The sequence below is a fragment of the Roseateles sp. GW821-FHT09G09 genome (assembly GCF_059415965.1).
This window is the reverse complement of the sequence record NZ_JBWKOG010000007.1, coordinates 306294-320309: the sequence shown is the minus strand read 5'-3', so window position 1 is coordinate 320309 and position 14016 is coordinate 306294. Positions and strand designations below refer to the sequence as shown.

The following is a 14016-nucleotide window of genomic DNA, read 5'->3' as shown; positions in this document are numbered from 1 at the left end:
AACGGCGCCCTCGCAGGCGCCGTTGTCGTTTCCGCCCGCCGTTTCCGCCCACCGTATCCCTGGCGCCGGGCAAGATCACATTGGGCATACTCCCCGCCACTCCCTGATCCCATGAAGACCGCGCCCATCGTTCCGGCCCGCGTCGATTTCTCCGGCGCCATTCCCAGCGCGCCTGATTTCGGCGACGCGTACCACGCCCCGTCAGGGGCGTTCGTGCAGGCGCGGCAGGTGTTCCTCGACGGCAATGGATTGCCGGATCGATGGGCGGGACGGCGGCGCTTCGTCGTGCTCGAAACGGGCTTCGGCCTGGGCAACAACTTCCTCGCCACCTGGGCCGCCTGGCGCGCGGATCCGGCACGGTGTGAGCGACTGGTCTTCCTCAGCATCGAGAAGCATCCGCTGACGCCGGCCGATCTGGCGCGCGCGCACGCCGCCTCGCCGGAGCCCGCGCTCGCGCGGCAGCTGCTGGCGTCCTGGCCCGTGCTCACCCCCAACCTTCACCCCTTGGACTTCGAGGACGGCCGGGTCCGGTTGATGCTGGCGCTCGGTGATGCGCACGATTGGCTGCCCGAACTGGTGGCGACCGTGGATGCGTTCTTCCTCGACGGCTTCGCGCCAGCGAAGAACCCCGACCTGTGGGACGACGCCGTCCTGAAGCAGGTCGGCCGGTTGGCCGCGCCGGATGCCACGGCCGCGACCTGGAGCGTCGCCCGCAGCGTGCGCGACGGATTGACCGCGGCAGGTTTCGAGGTCCGGAAGCGGCCGGGCATCGGCGGCAAATGGCAGACGACGGTGGCGCGTTTCGCCCCGCGTCATCGGCCACCGGTGCCGCCGGGCCGGGTGGCCGTCGCGCCCCAGGCCAAGGATGTGCTGATCATCGGCGCGGGGCTGGCGGGCGCGGCCTGCGCGCGCGTGCTGGCGCGAGAGGGTTGGCACGTCACGGTGCTCGAGGGCGGCGCGACGACCGCGGCTCAGGCCTCCGGGAACCCGGGCGGGCTGTTCCACGGCACGCTCCACGCCGAAGACGGTCCGCATGCGCGCTTCAGCCGCGCGGCGGCACTCGCGACCCAGCGCGAACTGCGCCGTGTCGCCCCCGCCCTGCCGTGGCTGCAATGGGGATTGCTGCGCGTCGAACGGGACGCCAACGCGCTGGCATCGATGCGGAGGCTGCTCGCGCGCAGCGGACTGCCCGACGACTACGTCCAGGCCCTGAGCGTCGAGGAAGCCAGCGCGAAAGCGAGCCTGGCCTTGGCCCGACCCGCCTGGTACTTCGCAGGCGGCGGCGCGGTATCGCCGCCGGCGCTCGTGGCCGCGTGGCTCGACGAAGCCGCGCGAGCCGATGGCTTCCGACTTCGTCTGGACACGCCCGTTGCGGGCTTGCTTCGCGATGCGGGAAGCGGTCGCTGGTCCGCGAAGAACGACGCCGGGGAGGTCATCGCGAGCGCCGATGCCGTGGTGCTCTGCGCCGGCATCGGCAGCGACGCGCTGGCCGCGCCCTGGACGGCCGGCCCGCCATGGCCGTGGGTGGCGCAGCGCGGGCAACTGAGCGTCATGACGCAAGCCCTGACCCCGGCGACGCTGGCGATGCCGGTGGCAGGACTGGGTTACGCACTCAGCCTCCCCGACGGCACCCTGTGCTTCGGCGCGAGCACCGACGGCGGCGACATGGCCCCCGCGCTCCGGTCGGCGGATCACGACCAGAACGTCGCCCGGCTGCGCGCACTGCTGCCGTCGGTCCCGATCCCGGCGGAGGTCCCGCTCGCGGGCCGCGTGGGCTGGCGAAGCCTGTTGCCGGACCGGCTCCCGATCGTGGGCGCCCTGCCGGTCGTGAGGCCGGAGCGGCGCGCCGAGCAGGTGCGCTTCTGGCCGCGTCAGCCGGGCCTGATGGTGGTGGGCGCCCTCGCCTCGCGCGGGATCACCTGGGCGACGCTGTGCGCCGAGCTAGTCGCGGCGCAGCTCACCGGCGCGCCGTGGCCGGTGGAAGCCAGCCTCGCGGAAGCCCTCGATCCGGCCCGTTTCGCCGCCAAGGCCCAACGGGCCCAGACCTAGAGCTCAACCTTCCAGGGGGTCAGGCCTTGACCGCGTCCGCCGGCTGCCCGTCCGCGCCGGTGCGCACGACGTAGCTCGTCACCTCGCGCGACACCAGCATCGGGATGATGGTGCCGAAGCCCAGGCGCTGGAAATGCTCGGACGCGCGATGCTCGTCCAGGCCGCTCGCGTCGGCATATTGCTCGAGGATCACATAGCGGTCCGGATCCTGCGGCGAGCGGTAGAACGCATACGCCAGGTTCTTGGACTCGCGGCGGGTGGCTTCGGTCAGCTCGACCAGCAGCGCGCCGACCTGGTCGCCCAGTCCCGGCTTGACGTGGTAATGCGCGATCACCTGCAGGAAGCTGCCGCCGACGGACGTCGTGGCGGTCTGGGAGGACGGGGAGGACGGGGAGGTCGTGTCGGACATGGCGGACGCCGGCGATGGCCGGCAGGTCGTGACGGATGGCGCATTGTCCGACCGCCTCCGTCGAACCATTTAAGTTTGATCACGTACGCGTCGATAAGGTGCGAAGACGCCGTCAAGGCTGCCGCGCGCCCGCATGGGCGCAGGCACACCAATCCAAACGAAGCCAAACGAATCCACGCGGATTCAACCTCTCGGGAGACACATTCATGATTCATCTCGTCGCGGGCCGATCGATCGGCCAGCGGCTCGGCGTGGTGCTGGGCCTGGTGCTGCTGATCGCCTTCGTCGGTTCGGGCCTGAGCTACCTGGCCCTGGGCCGCGTGGCCGCCGAGACCGACGTGATGCTCAACCAGGACCTGGCCGCCGAGCGCGTCGCTTCCGACTGGTACCGCAATATCACCAACGGCGTGAACCGCACCAGCGCGATCGCCGTCAGCGCCGACCCCAGCCTGGCGCAGTTCTTCGCGGCGACCTCGGCCGAGTCGACCAAGCAGTCGGGCGAATTGCAGAAGCAGCTCGACGGCTACATGGTCACGCCGGAAGAGCGCAAGATGTTCGAGACGCTCAGCGAGGCCCGCAAAGGTTACCTGAGCACCCGTGACGCGGTCGCCGCCGCCAAGAAGGCCGGCGACGCGGACAAGGCGCGCGAGGTCTTCGACCGCGAATTCCAGCCCGCCGCGGCGAAGTTCCAGGAAGCGATCCAGGCCATCGTGCAGCACAAGCGCTCGCTGCTGGACGATGCGGCCAAGCAGCTCGACGCAACCAACGGCCGGGCGCGGACCGCGCTGCTCGTGTTCTCGCTGGTCGCGCTGGGCCTGGGCGTGTGGTTCGTGGTGTCGCTGACGCGCTCGATCACCGGCCCCTTGCGCGGTGCCGCCGAGGTCGCGGACGCCATCGCCCACTTCGACCTGACGCAGCGCGTGCCCACAGGCGGCAGCGACGAGACGGGCCAGCTGCTCGGCTCGCTGGGCGGCATGCAGTCGCAGCTGCTGAAGCTGATCGGCGACGTGCGCGGCTCGGCCGAGAGCATCGGCACCGCCAGCGCGGAGATCGCCACCGGCAACCACGACCTGAGCGCCCGCACCGAGCAGACGGCCTCCAACCTGCAGGAAGTCGCCGCGTCGATGACGCAGCTGACAGGCACGGTGCGCCAGACGGCGGATTCGGCGATGACGGCCAACCAGCTGTCGAGCTCGGCGGCCGAAACGGCGCAGCGCGGCGGCTCGGTGATGGGTCAGGTGGTGAGCACCATGGGCGACATCAGCAGCAGTTCGCGTCGCATCGCCGACATCATCGGCACGATCGACGGCATCGCGTTCCAGACCAACATCCTGGCGCTGAACGCGGCCGTGGAAGCGGCGCGCGCCGGCGAACAGGGCCGCGGCTTCGCGGTGGTCGCCAGCGAGGTGCGCTCCCTGGCGCAACGCAGCGCTGAGGCGGCCAAGGAGATCAAGACGCTGATCGGCGCGAGCGTCGAGCGCGTCGAGTCGGGTTCGCGGCTGGTGGAAGACGCCGGCGGCGCGATGACCGAAATCGTGGCCAGCGTGCAGCGCGTGGCCGACATCATCGGCGAGATCAGCGCCGCGTCGCGCGAGCAGAGCGACGGCATCAACCAGGTCAACGCCGCCATCGGCCAGCTGGACCAGATGACGCAGCAGAACGCGGCCCTGGTCGAGGAATCCGCCGCCGCGGCCGAGAGCCTCAAGGAGCAGTCGCAACGACTGGCAACGGCGATCTCCGTGTTCCGGCTGCGCTGAGCGCCCGCGGCGCTGGATGCGAAACGAGGCCCCGCGGGGCCTCGTCGTCGTTCCGGGAGGCGATGCTCAGAACGTCATCGTCTTCACGCCCTGCGCCGTGCCCAGCAGGCACACGCCGGCCTTGTTGCGGGCGAAGACGCCGACGGTGACCACACCGGGCCACTGGGTGACCTCGGCCTCGAACGCGGCGGGATCCGTGATCTCCAGGCCCTTGACGTCCAGGATCTGGCAGCTGTTGTCGGTCACGCAATCCTTGCGCAGCACCGGCTCCGCGCCCATCGCCCGGAAGCGGCGCGCGATCTGCGCCGCGGCCATCGGGATCACCTCGACCGGCAGCGGGAACCCGCCCAGCACGTCGACCAGCTTGCTCTCGTCGGCGATGCAGACGAAGGTCCTGGCCAGGTCGGCGACGATCTTCTCGCGCGTGAGCGCGGCGCCGCCGCCCTTGATCATGTGGCCCTGGCGGTCGATCTCGTCGGCGCCGTCGATGTAGACCTGCAGCGACTCGACCTCCGACGCGTCCAGCACCGGGATGCCCAGCGCCTTCATCCGCTCCGTGCTGCGCACCGAGCTCGACACCGCGCCCGAGATGCGGATCCCGCTCGCGGCCAGGGCGTCGATGAACTTGTCCACCGTCGACCCGGTGCCCACGCCCACCACCGTGTCCGGCGTCACGTACTGCAATGCGGCCTGGCCGACCAGGGTCTTCAATTCGTCTTGGGTCATGGCGGGGGAGCGAGCGGAGGCTCGTGATGGATGGCGGATAAGGAAAGGCGGGATTATCTCCGCCGCTCCGCCGCTCCGGCTCGCCCGGACTGTGCGCGCGCGCGCAGCGGCCGGGACGCTCACGCCGGCGACGACCTGAGCCCGTACACCTTCCCGCCGACGAACAGGTACTCGGCCCGCAGCACCGCCGCGCCCTGCTCTCCCGGCGCGGCGAAGCCGATCACGGACACCTCGGTGCCAGGTCTGATCTCCTCGACCTTCCAGGCCTCGAGCCGCGTCAGCGGCGCGAGCTCGACCTCCCAGCGCCGGTCGCGCCGCGTCGGCAGCTGCGTCTTCGCGAGCAGGGTCTCGCCGTCGACGGCGGTCGTCTGCTTCGGCAGCGCCCGCTGCTTCAGGTCCGCGGGCAGCACGAGCCGCTCCGGCAGGTCCAGATCCAGTTCCGCATGCGGGTTGCGCCAGGTGACCTTGGACGCCCGACCCTCGAGGTACAGCGGGCGATCCTGGTCGAAGCCGCTCCAGCCGTGATGGGCGCGGACGGTGGCGGGCAGCAGGGGCGCGGCCGCGAGCGCGGCCAGCAACAGACGACGTTCCATCGAAGCCTCCTTGAAGGAAGTGAAGGACGCGCCGGCGGGTGGGAACTCAGACGAAAGCGATCCAGCGCCCGCAGATGATGACAGCGACCCAAATCCCCAGCGACAGCAGGCATTGCCAGCGCCCGAGCTGGTCCCGCGCCCGGACGCCGCCGCGCCAGTGGAACCACGCCGCGTTCAGGCCCGCCAGCGCGATCAGCGCGACCTTGATCCGCAGCGCCGGATTGACCCAGAGCTCCTGCGGCTGGACCGCGAACATCGCCGCGCCCGACACGGCGCACAGCGCGAAGCCCGCCAGCGCGGTGGGAATCGCCAGACGCGCCAGCGCCGACGGATCGATCTCGGGCCGCGCGCCCAGCGTCCTCAGCTCGAAGACCAACAGCCCGCCGAACAGCGCGCCCAGCCCGATCAGGTGCACGACCGAGAACGCCGGATAGGCCCAGGGATGGGCCGCCAGCGTCGTCATCGTGGTCCACATGCGGTCAGGCCGTCCTGCGTCGGGGTGTGCCGGTCCGGACGGCCGCTCATTCGCCAGGGTGGCAGCGGGAGCCCGGAGGGCCCGGTCAGGCCGCGCGACGCTCGCGCCGTTGACGCACCGCCGCGGCCAGCGCGCGCATCAGGGGTTCGGTCTGGCTCCAGCCCAGGCAGGCGTCGGTGATCGACACGCCGGGCAGCAGGTCGGCCTTGGTCTGACCCGGCAGCAGGTCCTGGCGACCCGGCTGCAGGTGCGACTCGACCATCACGCCGGTGATGCGCGTGTCGCCGCCGGCGATCTGCGCGCCGACGTCGTGGCCGACGTCGACCTGGCGCTCGTACTTCTTCGACGAGTTCGCATGCGAGAAGTCGATCATCAGCTGCTCGCGCAGCCCCGCCGCCTTCAGCACCTCGGCCGCCGCCTGCACCGAGGCCGCGTCGTAGTTCGGCGCCTTGCCGCCGCGCAGGATCAGGTGGCAGTCGTCGTTGCCGCGGGTCTCGAAGATCGCGGCCAGGCCCATCTTCGTCATGCCCATGAAGGCGTGGCTCGCGCGCGCCGCCAGCACCGCGTCGGCGGCGATCTTCACCGAGCCGTCGGTGCCGTTCTTGAAGCCCACCGGGCAGGACAGGCCCGACGCCAGCTGGCGGTGGCTCTGGCTCTCGGTCGTGCGCGCGCCGATGGCGCCCCAGGCGATCAGGTCGGAGATGTACTGCGGCGACAGCAGGTCCAGGAACTCGGTGCCCGCCGGCAGGCCCAGCGCCGTCACGTCCAGCAGCAGCTTGCGCGCCAGCCGCAGGCCCTCGTTCATGTGGAAGCTGCCGTCCAGGTGCGGGTCGTTGATGTAGCCCTTCCAGCCCACCGTCGTGCGCGGCTTCTCGAAGTACACGCGCATCACGATCAGCAGGTCCTGCTGGAGCTCGCCGCGCAGATCCTTCAGCAGCCGGGCGTAGTCCATCGCCTGGCCATGGTCGTGGATGGAGCACGGCCCGACGATGCACAGCAGCCGGTCGTCGCGGCCGTGCAGCACGTCGCTGATCTCGCGGCGCGCGGTCTCGACGACCTTCAGCGAGGCCTCCGGCAGCGGCAGCTCGTCGAGCAGCAGCGCCGGCGAGATCAGCGGGCGGACCGCGTCGATGCGGGTGTCGTCGGTGCGGGTGTCGTCGCGGGTGGCGTCGGCGGAACCGATCTCGCGATCGTGCTGCGGGTGGTCGAGGTGCTTCATGGCGGCGGCGGTGCGCCCTCTCGGGCGTCGAAACGCGAAATTGAACCGCCGATTATCCGCCCGCGCGGGACATCGAGGCGAGTCCCACCGAGGTCGCCGACACGACGAAGCCCGCCAGGGCCATCGCGCCGAGGTGCTCGCCCAGCAGCCCCATGCCCATCAACGCCGAGACGCCGGGGATCAGGTAGAAAAGCCGGGCCACCGCGCCGGCCTGGCCGCGCCGGATCATCACGAACATCAGGCTGAAGGCGCCGATCGAGTTCACCAGTCCCAGCCACAGCGTCGAGCCGAGGAGTTCCAGGCTCCAGTCCGGCGCGCCGGGTTCGCGCCAGAGCGCGAGCGCCAGCACGGCGAGCGCGGAGACCGTCATCTGGATGCCGCTGCCGGTGCGCAGGTCCATGCCGGCGCAGAAGCGCTTCTGGTACAGCGTGCCGGCGACCAGGCCGGTCAGGCCGAGCAGGCCCGCGCCGTAGGCCATCCAGGCCCCGCCGCCGCTGCCGCCGCCCAAGGGCCGGTCGACGATCACCAGCGCCACGCCCGCCGCTCCGCCGAGCATGCCCAGCCACTGCGCGGCGCTCATGCGCTCGGCCAGCCACAGGTGGGCGCCCATCGCGGTGGCCAGCGGCATCATCCCGATCAGCAACGCGGCCACGCCGGTCGGCAGGCCCCAGGCGATCGCGCAGTAGACGCCGGAAAAGTGCAGCACCTGCATCAGCAGGCCGACGACGCCCAGATGGATCCAGGCCCGTGCGGTCTGGGGCCATGGCGCACGCGTCGCTACTGACACGGCGAGCAGCACCACCGCCGCCAGACCGAAGCGCAGCGCGAGCAGCGTGAACGGCCCCGCGTGCGGCAGCGCCAGCTTGCCGGCGACGTAGCCGGTGCTCCACAGCAGGATGAAGAGCGCCGGCAGGCTCAGCGCGACGAGCGCCCCGAGGCGGTCCTGCCCCACGGTGCCCGCCGCCTGCGGGAGCGGACGCGGCATCGACGCAGCAGGCAAGGTGGAGGACGCAGGCGACCTGCGCGAGGTGGCGGTGGGCAGGGTCGAGGTCGCCATGGCGGACTCCCTAGTAAACAGCGATGGGATGAACTCTAGAAACGGAAGACCTTGGACACAATCCACTGTCGATTCGTTTTAGAGTTTCCAGATCAAGAACAATCGGAGGACTGCCATGGGCCGTCTGGAAGACCTGCAAGCCTTCGCCCGCGTCGTGGACGCGCGCAGCTTCTCGGGCGCGGCCAAGCTGCTCGGCGCGACCAAGTCCGCCGTCAGCAAGCAGGTCGCGCGACTGGAACAGCAGCTCGGCACGCGGCTGCTGCACCGGACCACGCGCAGCATCAGTCCCACGGCGGAAGGCCGCAGCGTGTATGAGCGCGCCCAGCGGCTGATCGAGGAGGCGCAGGCGCTCGACGCGGAACTCGCCGGCCGTCGCGAGCAGCCGCGCGGCGTGCTGCGCTTGAGCACGTCCACCGCCTTCGGCAACCTGCAGTTCACCGCGCTGATGGCGGAGTTCTGCGCGATGCATCCGCAGTTGCAGGTGGTGCTCGGACTCAACGACCGCTACGTCGACCTCGCCGAGGAAGGCTTCGACCTCGTGATGCGTCTGACCGGACGCCCGAGTCCCGGGCTCGTGGCGCGCAAGCTGGCGGACATCCGATTCGTCCTGTGTGCCGCGCCGGACTACCTCGCCCGGCATGGCACGCCGACGGCGGTCGCGGACCTGGCCGGCCACCGCTGCCTGCGCTTCGGCTACCTGCATGCGCCGGAGCGCTGGCGCTTCCGGCATCCCGTCGAGGGCGAGGCGGAGGTCGAGATCTCCGGCGCCCTGCGCTTCGAAAGCGGGCTCACGGCCAACAGCAGCGAGTCGCTGCGCGTGGCCGCACTCGCCGGCATGGGCCTGGCGGTGCTGCCGACCTACGCGATCGGCCGCGACCTGCGCGAGGGTCGCCTGACCGCGCTGCTCCCGGACTGGACGCCGCTGGGCGGACCGGCCGAGGCCAACGTGCTCTACGCCGTCTATCTGCCGAGCCGCTTCCCCAGCCCGAAGGGCCGTGCGCTGATCGATTTCTGTGTCGAACGATTCGGGGACGTGCCGCCGTGGGATCGCCCGGATCCCCCATGAAATGCGCATGAAACGCCCATGAAGGGGGCGTCCGACCCGGTCTCGTCCGGACCCCGGCCCGTTCGAGCCACGGAGAGTCCCCCATCACCGTTCGCACGCCAGGAGTAGGCGCAACGCAGGCGGTTCCGGGCGCGATGAGACAATCCGCCCCCATCATGGCTCTCATCCCCTACGGCTTCGCCCGTCCCTTCCTGTTCGGTCTGGATCCCGAACACGCGCACGAACTGACCCTGGGCAGCATCGCCCGTCTGCAGAACACCCCCGCCCAATGCGCCTGGGCGCAGACGCGGGTGTCGGATCCGGTGACCGTCGCCGGACTGCGCTTCCCCAACCGCATCGGGCTGGCCGCCGGCCTCGACAAGAACGGCCGCTGCATCGACGGCCTGGGCGCGATGGGCTTCGGCTTCATCGAGGTCGGCACCGTCACGCCCAAGGCGCAGCCCGGCAACGACAAGCCGCGCATGTTCCGCCTGCCCGCGAAACAGGCGCTGATCAACCGCCTGGGCTTCAACAACGACGGCCTGGACGCGTTCATCGCCAACGTGAAGCGCTCTCACAGCTTCCGCCACCACGGCGGGCTGCTCGGCCTGAACATCGGCAAGAACGCCGCGACGCCGATCGAGCGCGCGGTCGACGACTACCTGATCGGCCTGGAAGGCGTGTTCCCGCACGCGGATTACATCACCGTCAACATCTCCAGTCCCAACACCAAGAACCTGCGCCAGCTGCAGAGCGACGAGGCGCTGGACGCGCTGCTCGGGCCGCTGCAGGCGCGCCGCCTGGCGCTGCAGGACGAGAGCGGACGGCAGGTCCCGCTGTTCGTGAAGATCGCGCCCGACCTCGAAGAGGACCAGGTCGCCGTCATCGCGGCCAGCCTGAAGCGCCACGGCATCGACGGCGTCATCGCGACGAACACGACGATCTCCCGCGACGCCGTGCGGGGCCTCCCGCACGCCGACGAGACCGGCGGCCTGTCGGGCGCCCCGGTCTTCGAGGCCAGCAACCGCGTGATCCGCCTCCTGCGCTCGGCGCTGGGCGGCGGCTATCCGATCATCGGCGTCGGCGGCGTGCTGAGTGGGGAAGATGCCCGCGCCAAGCTGCAGGCCGGCGCGGACCTCGTCCAGCTCTACACCGGCCTGATCTACAAGGGTCCCGCGCTGGTGCCCGAGTGCGCGAAGGCGATGGCGCGGCTCTGACCGGCGATCGACGGGCCTCTTCTGGCCCCCTCGAAAAGCGCTCCTCCTGGAGCGCTTTTTCGTTGGTGCGTTCAGCAAAGACCTGTGGGTCTGACCCGGAACTTCATCAGCTCAAGCCATTGCCAAGACGATAATGCCTCGCATTCCCATTTGACCGACACTTGATCGACGTTTGACCGACGCTTGACCGACGCCTGACTGATGCCTGCCCGCCCATGATTGACACCGCTACCCATCCCGCCCGTGGAGCAAGCCGTCCGCGACCGCTCCAGCACCTGTCGCGCATCGCCGCGGCGATCCTCGGCGGCTATGCGTTCTGCTGGGGCTTCATCGCGATCGCGCACAGCGGGCAGTACGCGCTGGGCATGTCCTTCCACGACGCCGAACACCTGAGCGCCCTCCTGGGCGTGCTGCTCTTCCTGGTGGTCTTCCTATGGACCTTCGCGGCGCGCCGCGTCGGCCTGTGCTGGGCGGTGCTGCTGGGCGGCGGCGGCCTCATGACCGGAGCGGCCGCGCTGATCCAGCGCGCGCTGCTCGCCTGACGCGAAAGGAACGGACCGTGTTCCAGAACTTCCGGCTCTCGATGGCCTGGCTGCACACCTGGTTCGGCCTGGTGCTGGGCTTCGTGCTGATGGTGGTGTTCTTCTTCGGCGCGCTGTCGGTCTTCGACCGCGAGATCGACCGCTGGGCGATCCCGTCCTCGCGCTTCGAGCCGCAGCCGATGCCCTCCTTCGACCAGATCCTGAAGCCCGCCTTCGAGAAGATGCAGCCGGCCAAGGAGGCCGTCGCGCTGCTCGAGGGCCGCGTGAAAGGCCCGCTGCCCGAGCGCTTCGACGTCGTCAGCAGCTGGGGCGCGTACACGACGCACCGCGATCCGGTGGTGTCGGTGTTCGCCGGCTTCAAGGTCCCGAACGCGAAGGATCCGGACGAGACGGTCTTCGCGGTCCATGCGCTCGATCCGCGCAACGGCGCGGTGCTGCCGCAGGGGCAGCTGCGCATCGGCAGCGAGTTCTTCTATCCGCTGCACTACAGCCTGCACCTCAGCTGGAAGGACCTGGGCTACTGGATCGTCGGCTTCTCGGCGCTGATGATGCTGGCGGCGCTGGTCAGCGGCGTGGTGATGCACCGCAAGATCTTCCGCGAGTTCTTCACCTTCCGCCGCAACAAGACCGTGCAGCGCAGCGCGCTGGACCTGCACAACCTGACCGGCGTGGTGGCCCTGCCCTTCCACTTCTTCTTCGCGTTCACGGGGCTGGTGATCTTCGCGGGCATCTACTTCCCGGTGGCGCACACGCAGCTGCATGAGCTGCACGACCTGTCCGAACGCATCGAGGCGAAGGAGACCGGCCTGCCGCACGAGCGCGCCGGCGTGGCCGCGCCGCTCGCGTCGGTCGACGCCATGGTGGCCGAGGCGCAGCGGCGCTGGGCCGCCAAGGGCATGGCGGGCGACGTGGGCTTCGTCAACCTGCAGCACGTCGGCGACGCCAACGCCTATGTGAGCGTGTATCGCGCCGGCACCGACCGCGTCGCGCTGACCGGCGAAGGCATCCACTTCAAGGCGAGCACCGGCGAGCTGCTGCGCGAGGATCCGCCGCGCACCGCCGTCGACAGCGTCAACGAGTTCCTCACCGGGCTGCACCTGCAGCACTTCCGGCACTGGCTGCTGCGCTGGCTCTACGTGCTGGGCGGCCTGCTGGGCTGCGTCTGCATCGCGACGGGCTTCCTCTTCTTCGTCGAGAAGCGCAAGCAGCAGCACGCCAAGGCGGGCGGACAAGGCAGCCGCGTCGTCGATGCGCTGGCGGTGACGACGGTCACCGGCATGCTGGTCGCGACGATGGCGATGCTGATCGCCAACCGGTTGCTGCCGGAATCGCTCGCCGACAAGGGCGAGTGGGAGCGCAACGTCTTCTGGGGCACCTGGGCGCTGACGATGGCGCACGCCTTCGTCCGGAGCGGCGCGGTCGCGCGGGCGAAGATGAATCCGGCCTGGCGCGAGCAATGCTGGGTCATCGCCGCAGGCGCGGTGTCGGCAGTGGTCGCGAACGCGGTCACGACGGGCGACCACCTCGGCAAGACGCTGTCGGCCGGGTACTGGCCGGTGGCCGGCGTGGACCTGAGCCTGATCGCGACGGCCGCCGTCGCCCTCTTCGCCGCCGGAAAGCTCGCTCAGCGGGCCAGGCGATCAGCGTCGGCGGCGCATGCTTCGCCGTCCGCCCTCAAGACCGCGGGAGTCCGTCATGGCTGAGCCGGTTGTTCTGCTGAGCGCCGCCGCCGTGAACGCCGTGCTGGGCTTCGGCTGGCTGGCGCTGGCCATGGACACCCACTGGGAGCAGGTCCACGGCGACGAGGCGCCGAAGGCGGCCACCGCCCGGAATCTCCGCGCGGCAGGCGTGCTGGCGCTCGCGCTGTCGCTCGGGCTGTGCCTGAAGGCGGATCACCCGTCGATGGCCGCGCTGGTCTGGCTGATGCTGCTCGCAGGCGCGGCGTCGGCCATCGCGGCCACGCTGTCGTGGCGCCCGCGATGGCTGAAGGCGCTGTGGCCGCGTTGAGCGGCTGGAGGAGAAACGGCCGCGCGAGCGGCTGAAATAGAAACGGCCGCGCGAGCGGCCGGAAAGGCAGAGACCGCCGCCACCGGCGGCCCGGACACCGATCAGTCCTGGCGGCGGCGGCGCGCCACGAAGCCGATGGCGGCGATGCCGGCCAGCATCAGCGCGTAGGTCGCGGGTTCCGGCACGACGGCCGCGGCGGTGACGTTGAGCGTCGTCGACAGCACGGCGATGCCGCCGAAGCCCGGGCCGCTCAGCGAGCCGCTGGCGAGCAGCTGATAGGTGCCCGCGGCCAGGTTGGCGTAATGGAAGCCGGAGGCGCTCGCGTCCAGGTCGGTCAGGCCGTTCAGGCCGGCGAAGCTGAAGCTCACCGACTGCAGGGGCAAGGTCAGGCCGTTGCCGAAGCCCACGGTGGTCGCGGCCAGCACCGAGCCGGTCACGTCCGACGCCTGCGTCAGGGTGAAGGACCCCAGCACGACGTCGGAGAAGCTGTTGCCCGCCGGCGTCGGGGTGGTGCTCACCGCCACCGCATCCAGGGTCGCGGCGCCTGCGGCGCCGGCGATCAGCGCGGCGCCCAGCGCCAGCACGAGAGATTTAAGTTTCATGGCTGCCCATCCCGTCAGTCGAGTTGATTTCGTGACGGAGTTTGCACTGCAGCATGAGTTCGCGTCCTGGACAAACTGGCGACTTTTGTTGCAGTGCGTCACGACGACGTCACCATCGCGAGGGACAAAGATCGGGGTTTCGTCCCCTGTGGTGTCCCCCCATGCGCGCATCGGGCACGCCAGCCGCAACGCCAGGCCGATCGATGCTTTCCGACGGAACGGCCGACATTGCGAGGGTCACACAGGACCTCCCGTTCTCACCGGTCTCCTGAATGCTCCCGTCTCTCCGTTCGCTCGCCAGTTCCTTCTCCAACATGG

Annotated in this window: 14 protein-coding genes; 7 read left to right on the top strand and 7 right to left on the bottom strand. The window is 70.3% G+C overall.

Annotated elements, in window-relative coordinates; genetic code table 11:
• Positions 1-111: 111 nt before the first annotated feature.
• Complete coding sequence (gene mnmC, locus AC07O8_RS20275; protein WP_495049748.1) at positions 112-2049, top strand: bifunctional tRNA (5-methylaminomethyl-2-thiouridine)(34)-methyltransferase MnmC2/FAD-dependent 5-carboxymethylaminomethyl-2-thiouridine(34) oxidoreductase MnmC1; 1938 nt, start codon at positions 112-114, stop codon at positions 2047-2049.
• A gap of 19 nt (positions 2050-2068) precedes the next feature.
• Here the strand turns inward: mnmC and AC07O8_RS20270 are convergent, their stop codons facing one another.
• Complete coding sequence (locus AC07O8_RS20270) at positions 2069-2458, bottom strand: putative quinol monooxygenase (RefSeq protein ID WP_495049747.1); 390 nt, start codon at positions 2456-2458, stop codon at positions 2069-2071.
• Between the two features lie 206 nt (positions 2459-2664).
• Between AC07O8_RS20270 and AC07O8_RS20265 the strand changes: the two genes are divergently transcribed.
• Positions 2665-4215, top strand: a complete 1551-nt coding sequence (locus AC07O8_RS20265; RefSeq protein ID WP_495049746.1) for a methyl-accepting chemotaxis protein — start codon at positions 2665-2667, stop codon at positions 4213-4215.
• A 66-nt stretch (positions 4216-4281) separates the two neighbouring features.
• On the opposite strand, the gene rpiA is transcribed toward AC07O8_RS20265, so the two are convergent.
• The 5 genes from rpiA to AC07O8_RS20240 form a co-directional block, all read right to left on the bottom strand.
• On the bottom strand, positions 4282-4941 hold the full coding sequence (gene rpiA, locus AC07O8_RS20260) for a ribose-5-phosphate isomerase RpiA (protein WP_495049745.1): 660 nt from the start codon (positions 4939-4941) through the stop codon (positions 4282-4284).
• 119 nt (positions 4942-5060) lie between these two features.
• Positions 5061-5534 carry a DUF6152 family protein gene (locus AC07O8_RS20255; protein WP_495049744.1) on the bottom strand — a complete coding sequence of 158 codons (474 nt, stop codon included), beginning with the start codon at positions 5532-5534 and terminating at the stop codon, positions 5061-5063.
• A 46-nt stretch (positions 5535-5580) separates the two neighbouring features.
• Positions 5581-6009 carry a hypothetical protein gene (locus tag AC07O8_RS20250; protein ID WP_495049743.1) on the bottom strand — a complete coding sequence of 143 codons (429 nt, stop codon included), beginning with the start codon at positions 6007-6009 and terminating at the stop codon, positions 5581-5583.
• Between the two features lie 85 nt (positions 6010-6094).
• Entirely contained in the window at positions 6095-7228 is a 1134-nt protein-coding gene (locus AC07O8_RS20245) for a 3-deoxy-7-phosphoheptulonate synthase (RefSeq protein ID WP_495049742.1), read from the bottom strand.
• Between the two features lie 52 nt (positions 7229-7280).
• A complete protein-coding gene (locus AC07O8_RS20240) occupies positions 7281-8285 on the bottom strand; it encodes a DMT family transporter (RefSeq protein WP_495049741.1) in 1005 nt (334 codons plus the stop codon).
• Positions 8286-8400: 115 nt separating this feature from the next.
• Between AC07O8_RS20240 and AC07O8_RS20235 the strand changes: the two genes are divergently transcribed.
• The 5 genes from AC07O8_RS20235 to AC07O8_RS20215 all read left to right on the top strand — a co-directional run bounded on the left by AC07O8_RS20235 (position 8401) and on the right by AC07O8_RS20215 (position 13096).
• Positions 8401-9351: a LysR family transcriptional regulator gene (locus AC07O8_RS20235; RefSeq protein ID WP_495049740.1), complete on the top strand. Its 951-nt coding sequence runs from the start codon at positions 8401-8403 to the stop codon at positions 9349-9351.
• Between the two features lie 155 nt (positions 9352-9506).
• On the top strand, positions 9507-10547 hold the full coding sequence (locus AC07O8_RS20230) for a quinone-dependent dihydroorotate dehydrogenase (RefSeq protein WP_495049739.1): 1041 nt from the start codon (positions 9507-9509) through the stop codon (positions 10545-10547).
• 215 nt (positions 10548-10762) lie between these two features.
• Positions 10763-11089 (top strand): iron uptake protein, encoded by a 327-nt coding sequence (locus AC07O8_RS20225; RefSeq protein WP_495049738.1) that lies wholly within the window; start codon positions 10763-10765, stop codon positions 11087-11089.
• Positions 11090-11106: 17 nt separating this feature from the next.
• Complete coding sequence (locus AC07O8_RS20220; RefSeq protein WP_495049737.1) at positions 11107-12792, top strand: PepSY-associated TM helix domain-containing protein; 1686 nt, start codon at positions 11107-11109, stop codon at positions 12790-12792.
• Complete coding sequence (locus AC07O8_RS20215) at positions 12785-13096, top strand: DUF3325 domain-containing protein (protein ID WP_495049736.1); 312 nt, start codon at positions 12785-12787, stop codon at positions 13094-13096. Before AC07O8_RS20220 ends, AC07O8_RS20215 begins: the two co-directional genes overlap by 8 nt.
• Before the next feature lie 101 nt (positions 13097-13197).
• On the opposite strand, the gene AC07O8_RS20210 is transcribed toward AC07O8_RS20215, so the two are convergent.
• Positions 13198-13698 (bottom strand): FxDxF family PEP-CTERM protein, encoded by a 501-nt coding sequence (locus tag AC07O8_RS20210; RefSeq protein WP_495049735.1) that lies wholly within the window; start codon positions 13696-13698, stop codon positions 13198-13200.
• Positions 13699-14016: the final 318 nt, after the last annotated feature.

Excerpts from the sequence above, each read along its gene's own strand:
- rpiA (WP_495049745.1), bottom strand. The coding sequence starts at position 4,941 with ATGACCCAAGACGAATTGAAGACCCTGGTCGGCCAGGCCGCATTGCAG.
- AC07O8_RS20270 (WP_495049747.1), bottom strand. The coding sequence starts at position 2,458 with ATGTCCGACACGACCTCCCCGTCCTCCCCGTCCTCCCAGACCGCCACG.
- AC07O8_RS20225 (WP_495049738.1), top strand. The coding sequence starts at position 10,763 with ATGATTGACACCGCTACCCATCCCGCCCGTGGAGCAAGCCGTCCGCGA.
- AC07O8_RS20235 (WP_495049740.1), top strand. The coding sequence starts at position 8,401 with ATGGGCCGTCTGGAAGACCTGCAAGCCTTCGCCCGCGTCGTGGACGCG.
- AC07O8_RS20215 (WP_495049736.1), top strand. The coding sequence starts at position 12,785 with ATGGCTGAGCCGGTTGTTCTGCTGAGCGCCGCCGCCGTGAACGCCGTG.
- AC07O8_RS20265 (WP_495049746.1), top strand. The coding sequence starts at position 2,665 with ATGATTCATCTCGTCGCGGGCCGATCGATCGGCCAGCGGCTCGGCGTG.
- AC07O8_RS20230 (WP_495049739.1), top strand. The coding sequence starts at position 9,507 with ATGGCTCTCATCCCCTACGGCTTCGCCCGTCCCTTCCTGTTCGGTCTG.
- mnmC (WP_495049748.1), top strand. The coding sequence starts at position 112 with ATGAAGACCGCGCCCATCGTTCCGGCCCGCGTCGATTTCTCCGGCGCC.
- AC07O8_RS20255 (WP_495049744.1), bottom strand. The coding sequence starts at position 5,534 with ATGGAACGTCGTCTGTTGCTGGCCGCGCTCGCGGCCGCGCCCCTGCTG.
- AC07O8_RS20240 (WP_495049741.1), bottom strand. The coding sequence starts at position 8,285 with ATGGCGACCTCGACCCTGCCCACCGCCACCTCGCGCAGGTCGCCTGCG.
- AC07O8_RS20210 (WP_495049735.1), bottom strand. The coding sequence starts at position 13,698 with ATGAAACTTAAATCTCTCGTGCTGGCGCTGGGCGCCGCGCTGATCGCC.
- AC07O8_RS20245 (WP_495049742.1), bottom strand. The coding sequence starts at position 7,228 with ATGAAGCACCTCGACCACCCGCAGCACGATCGCGAGATCGGTTCCGCC.
- AC07O8_RS20250 (WP_495049743.1), bottom strand. The coding sequence starts at position 6,009 with ATGTGGACCACGATGACGACGCTGGCGGCCCATCCCTGGGCCTATCCG.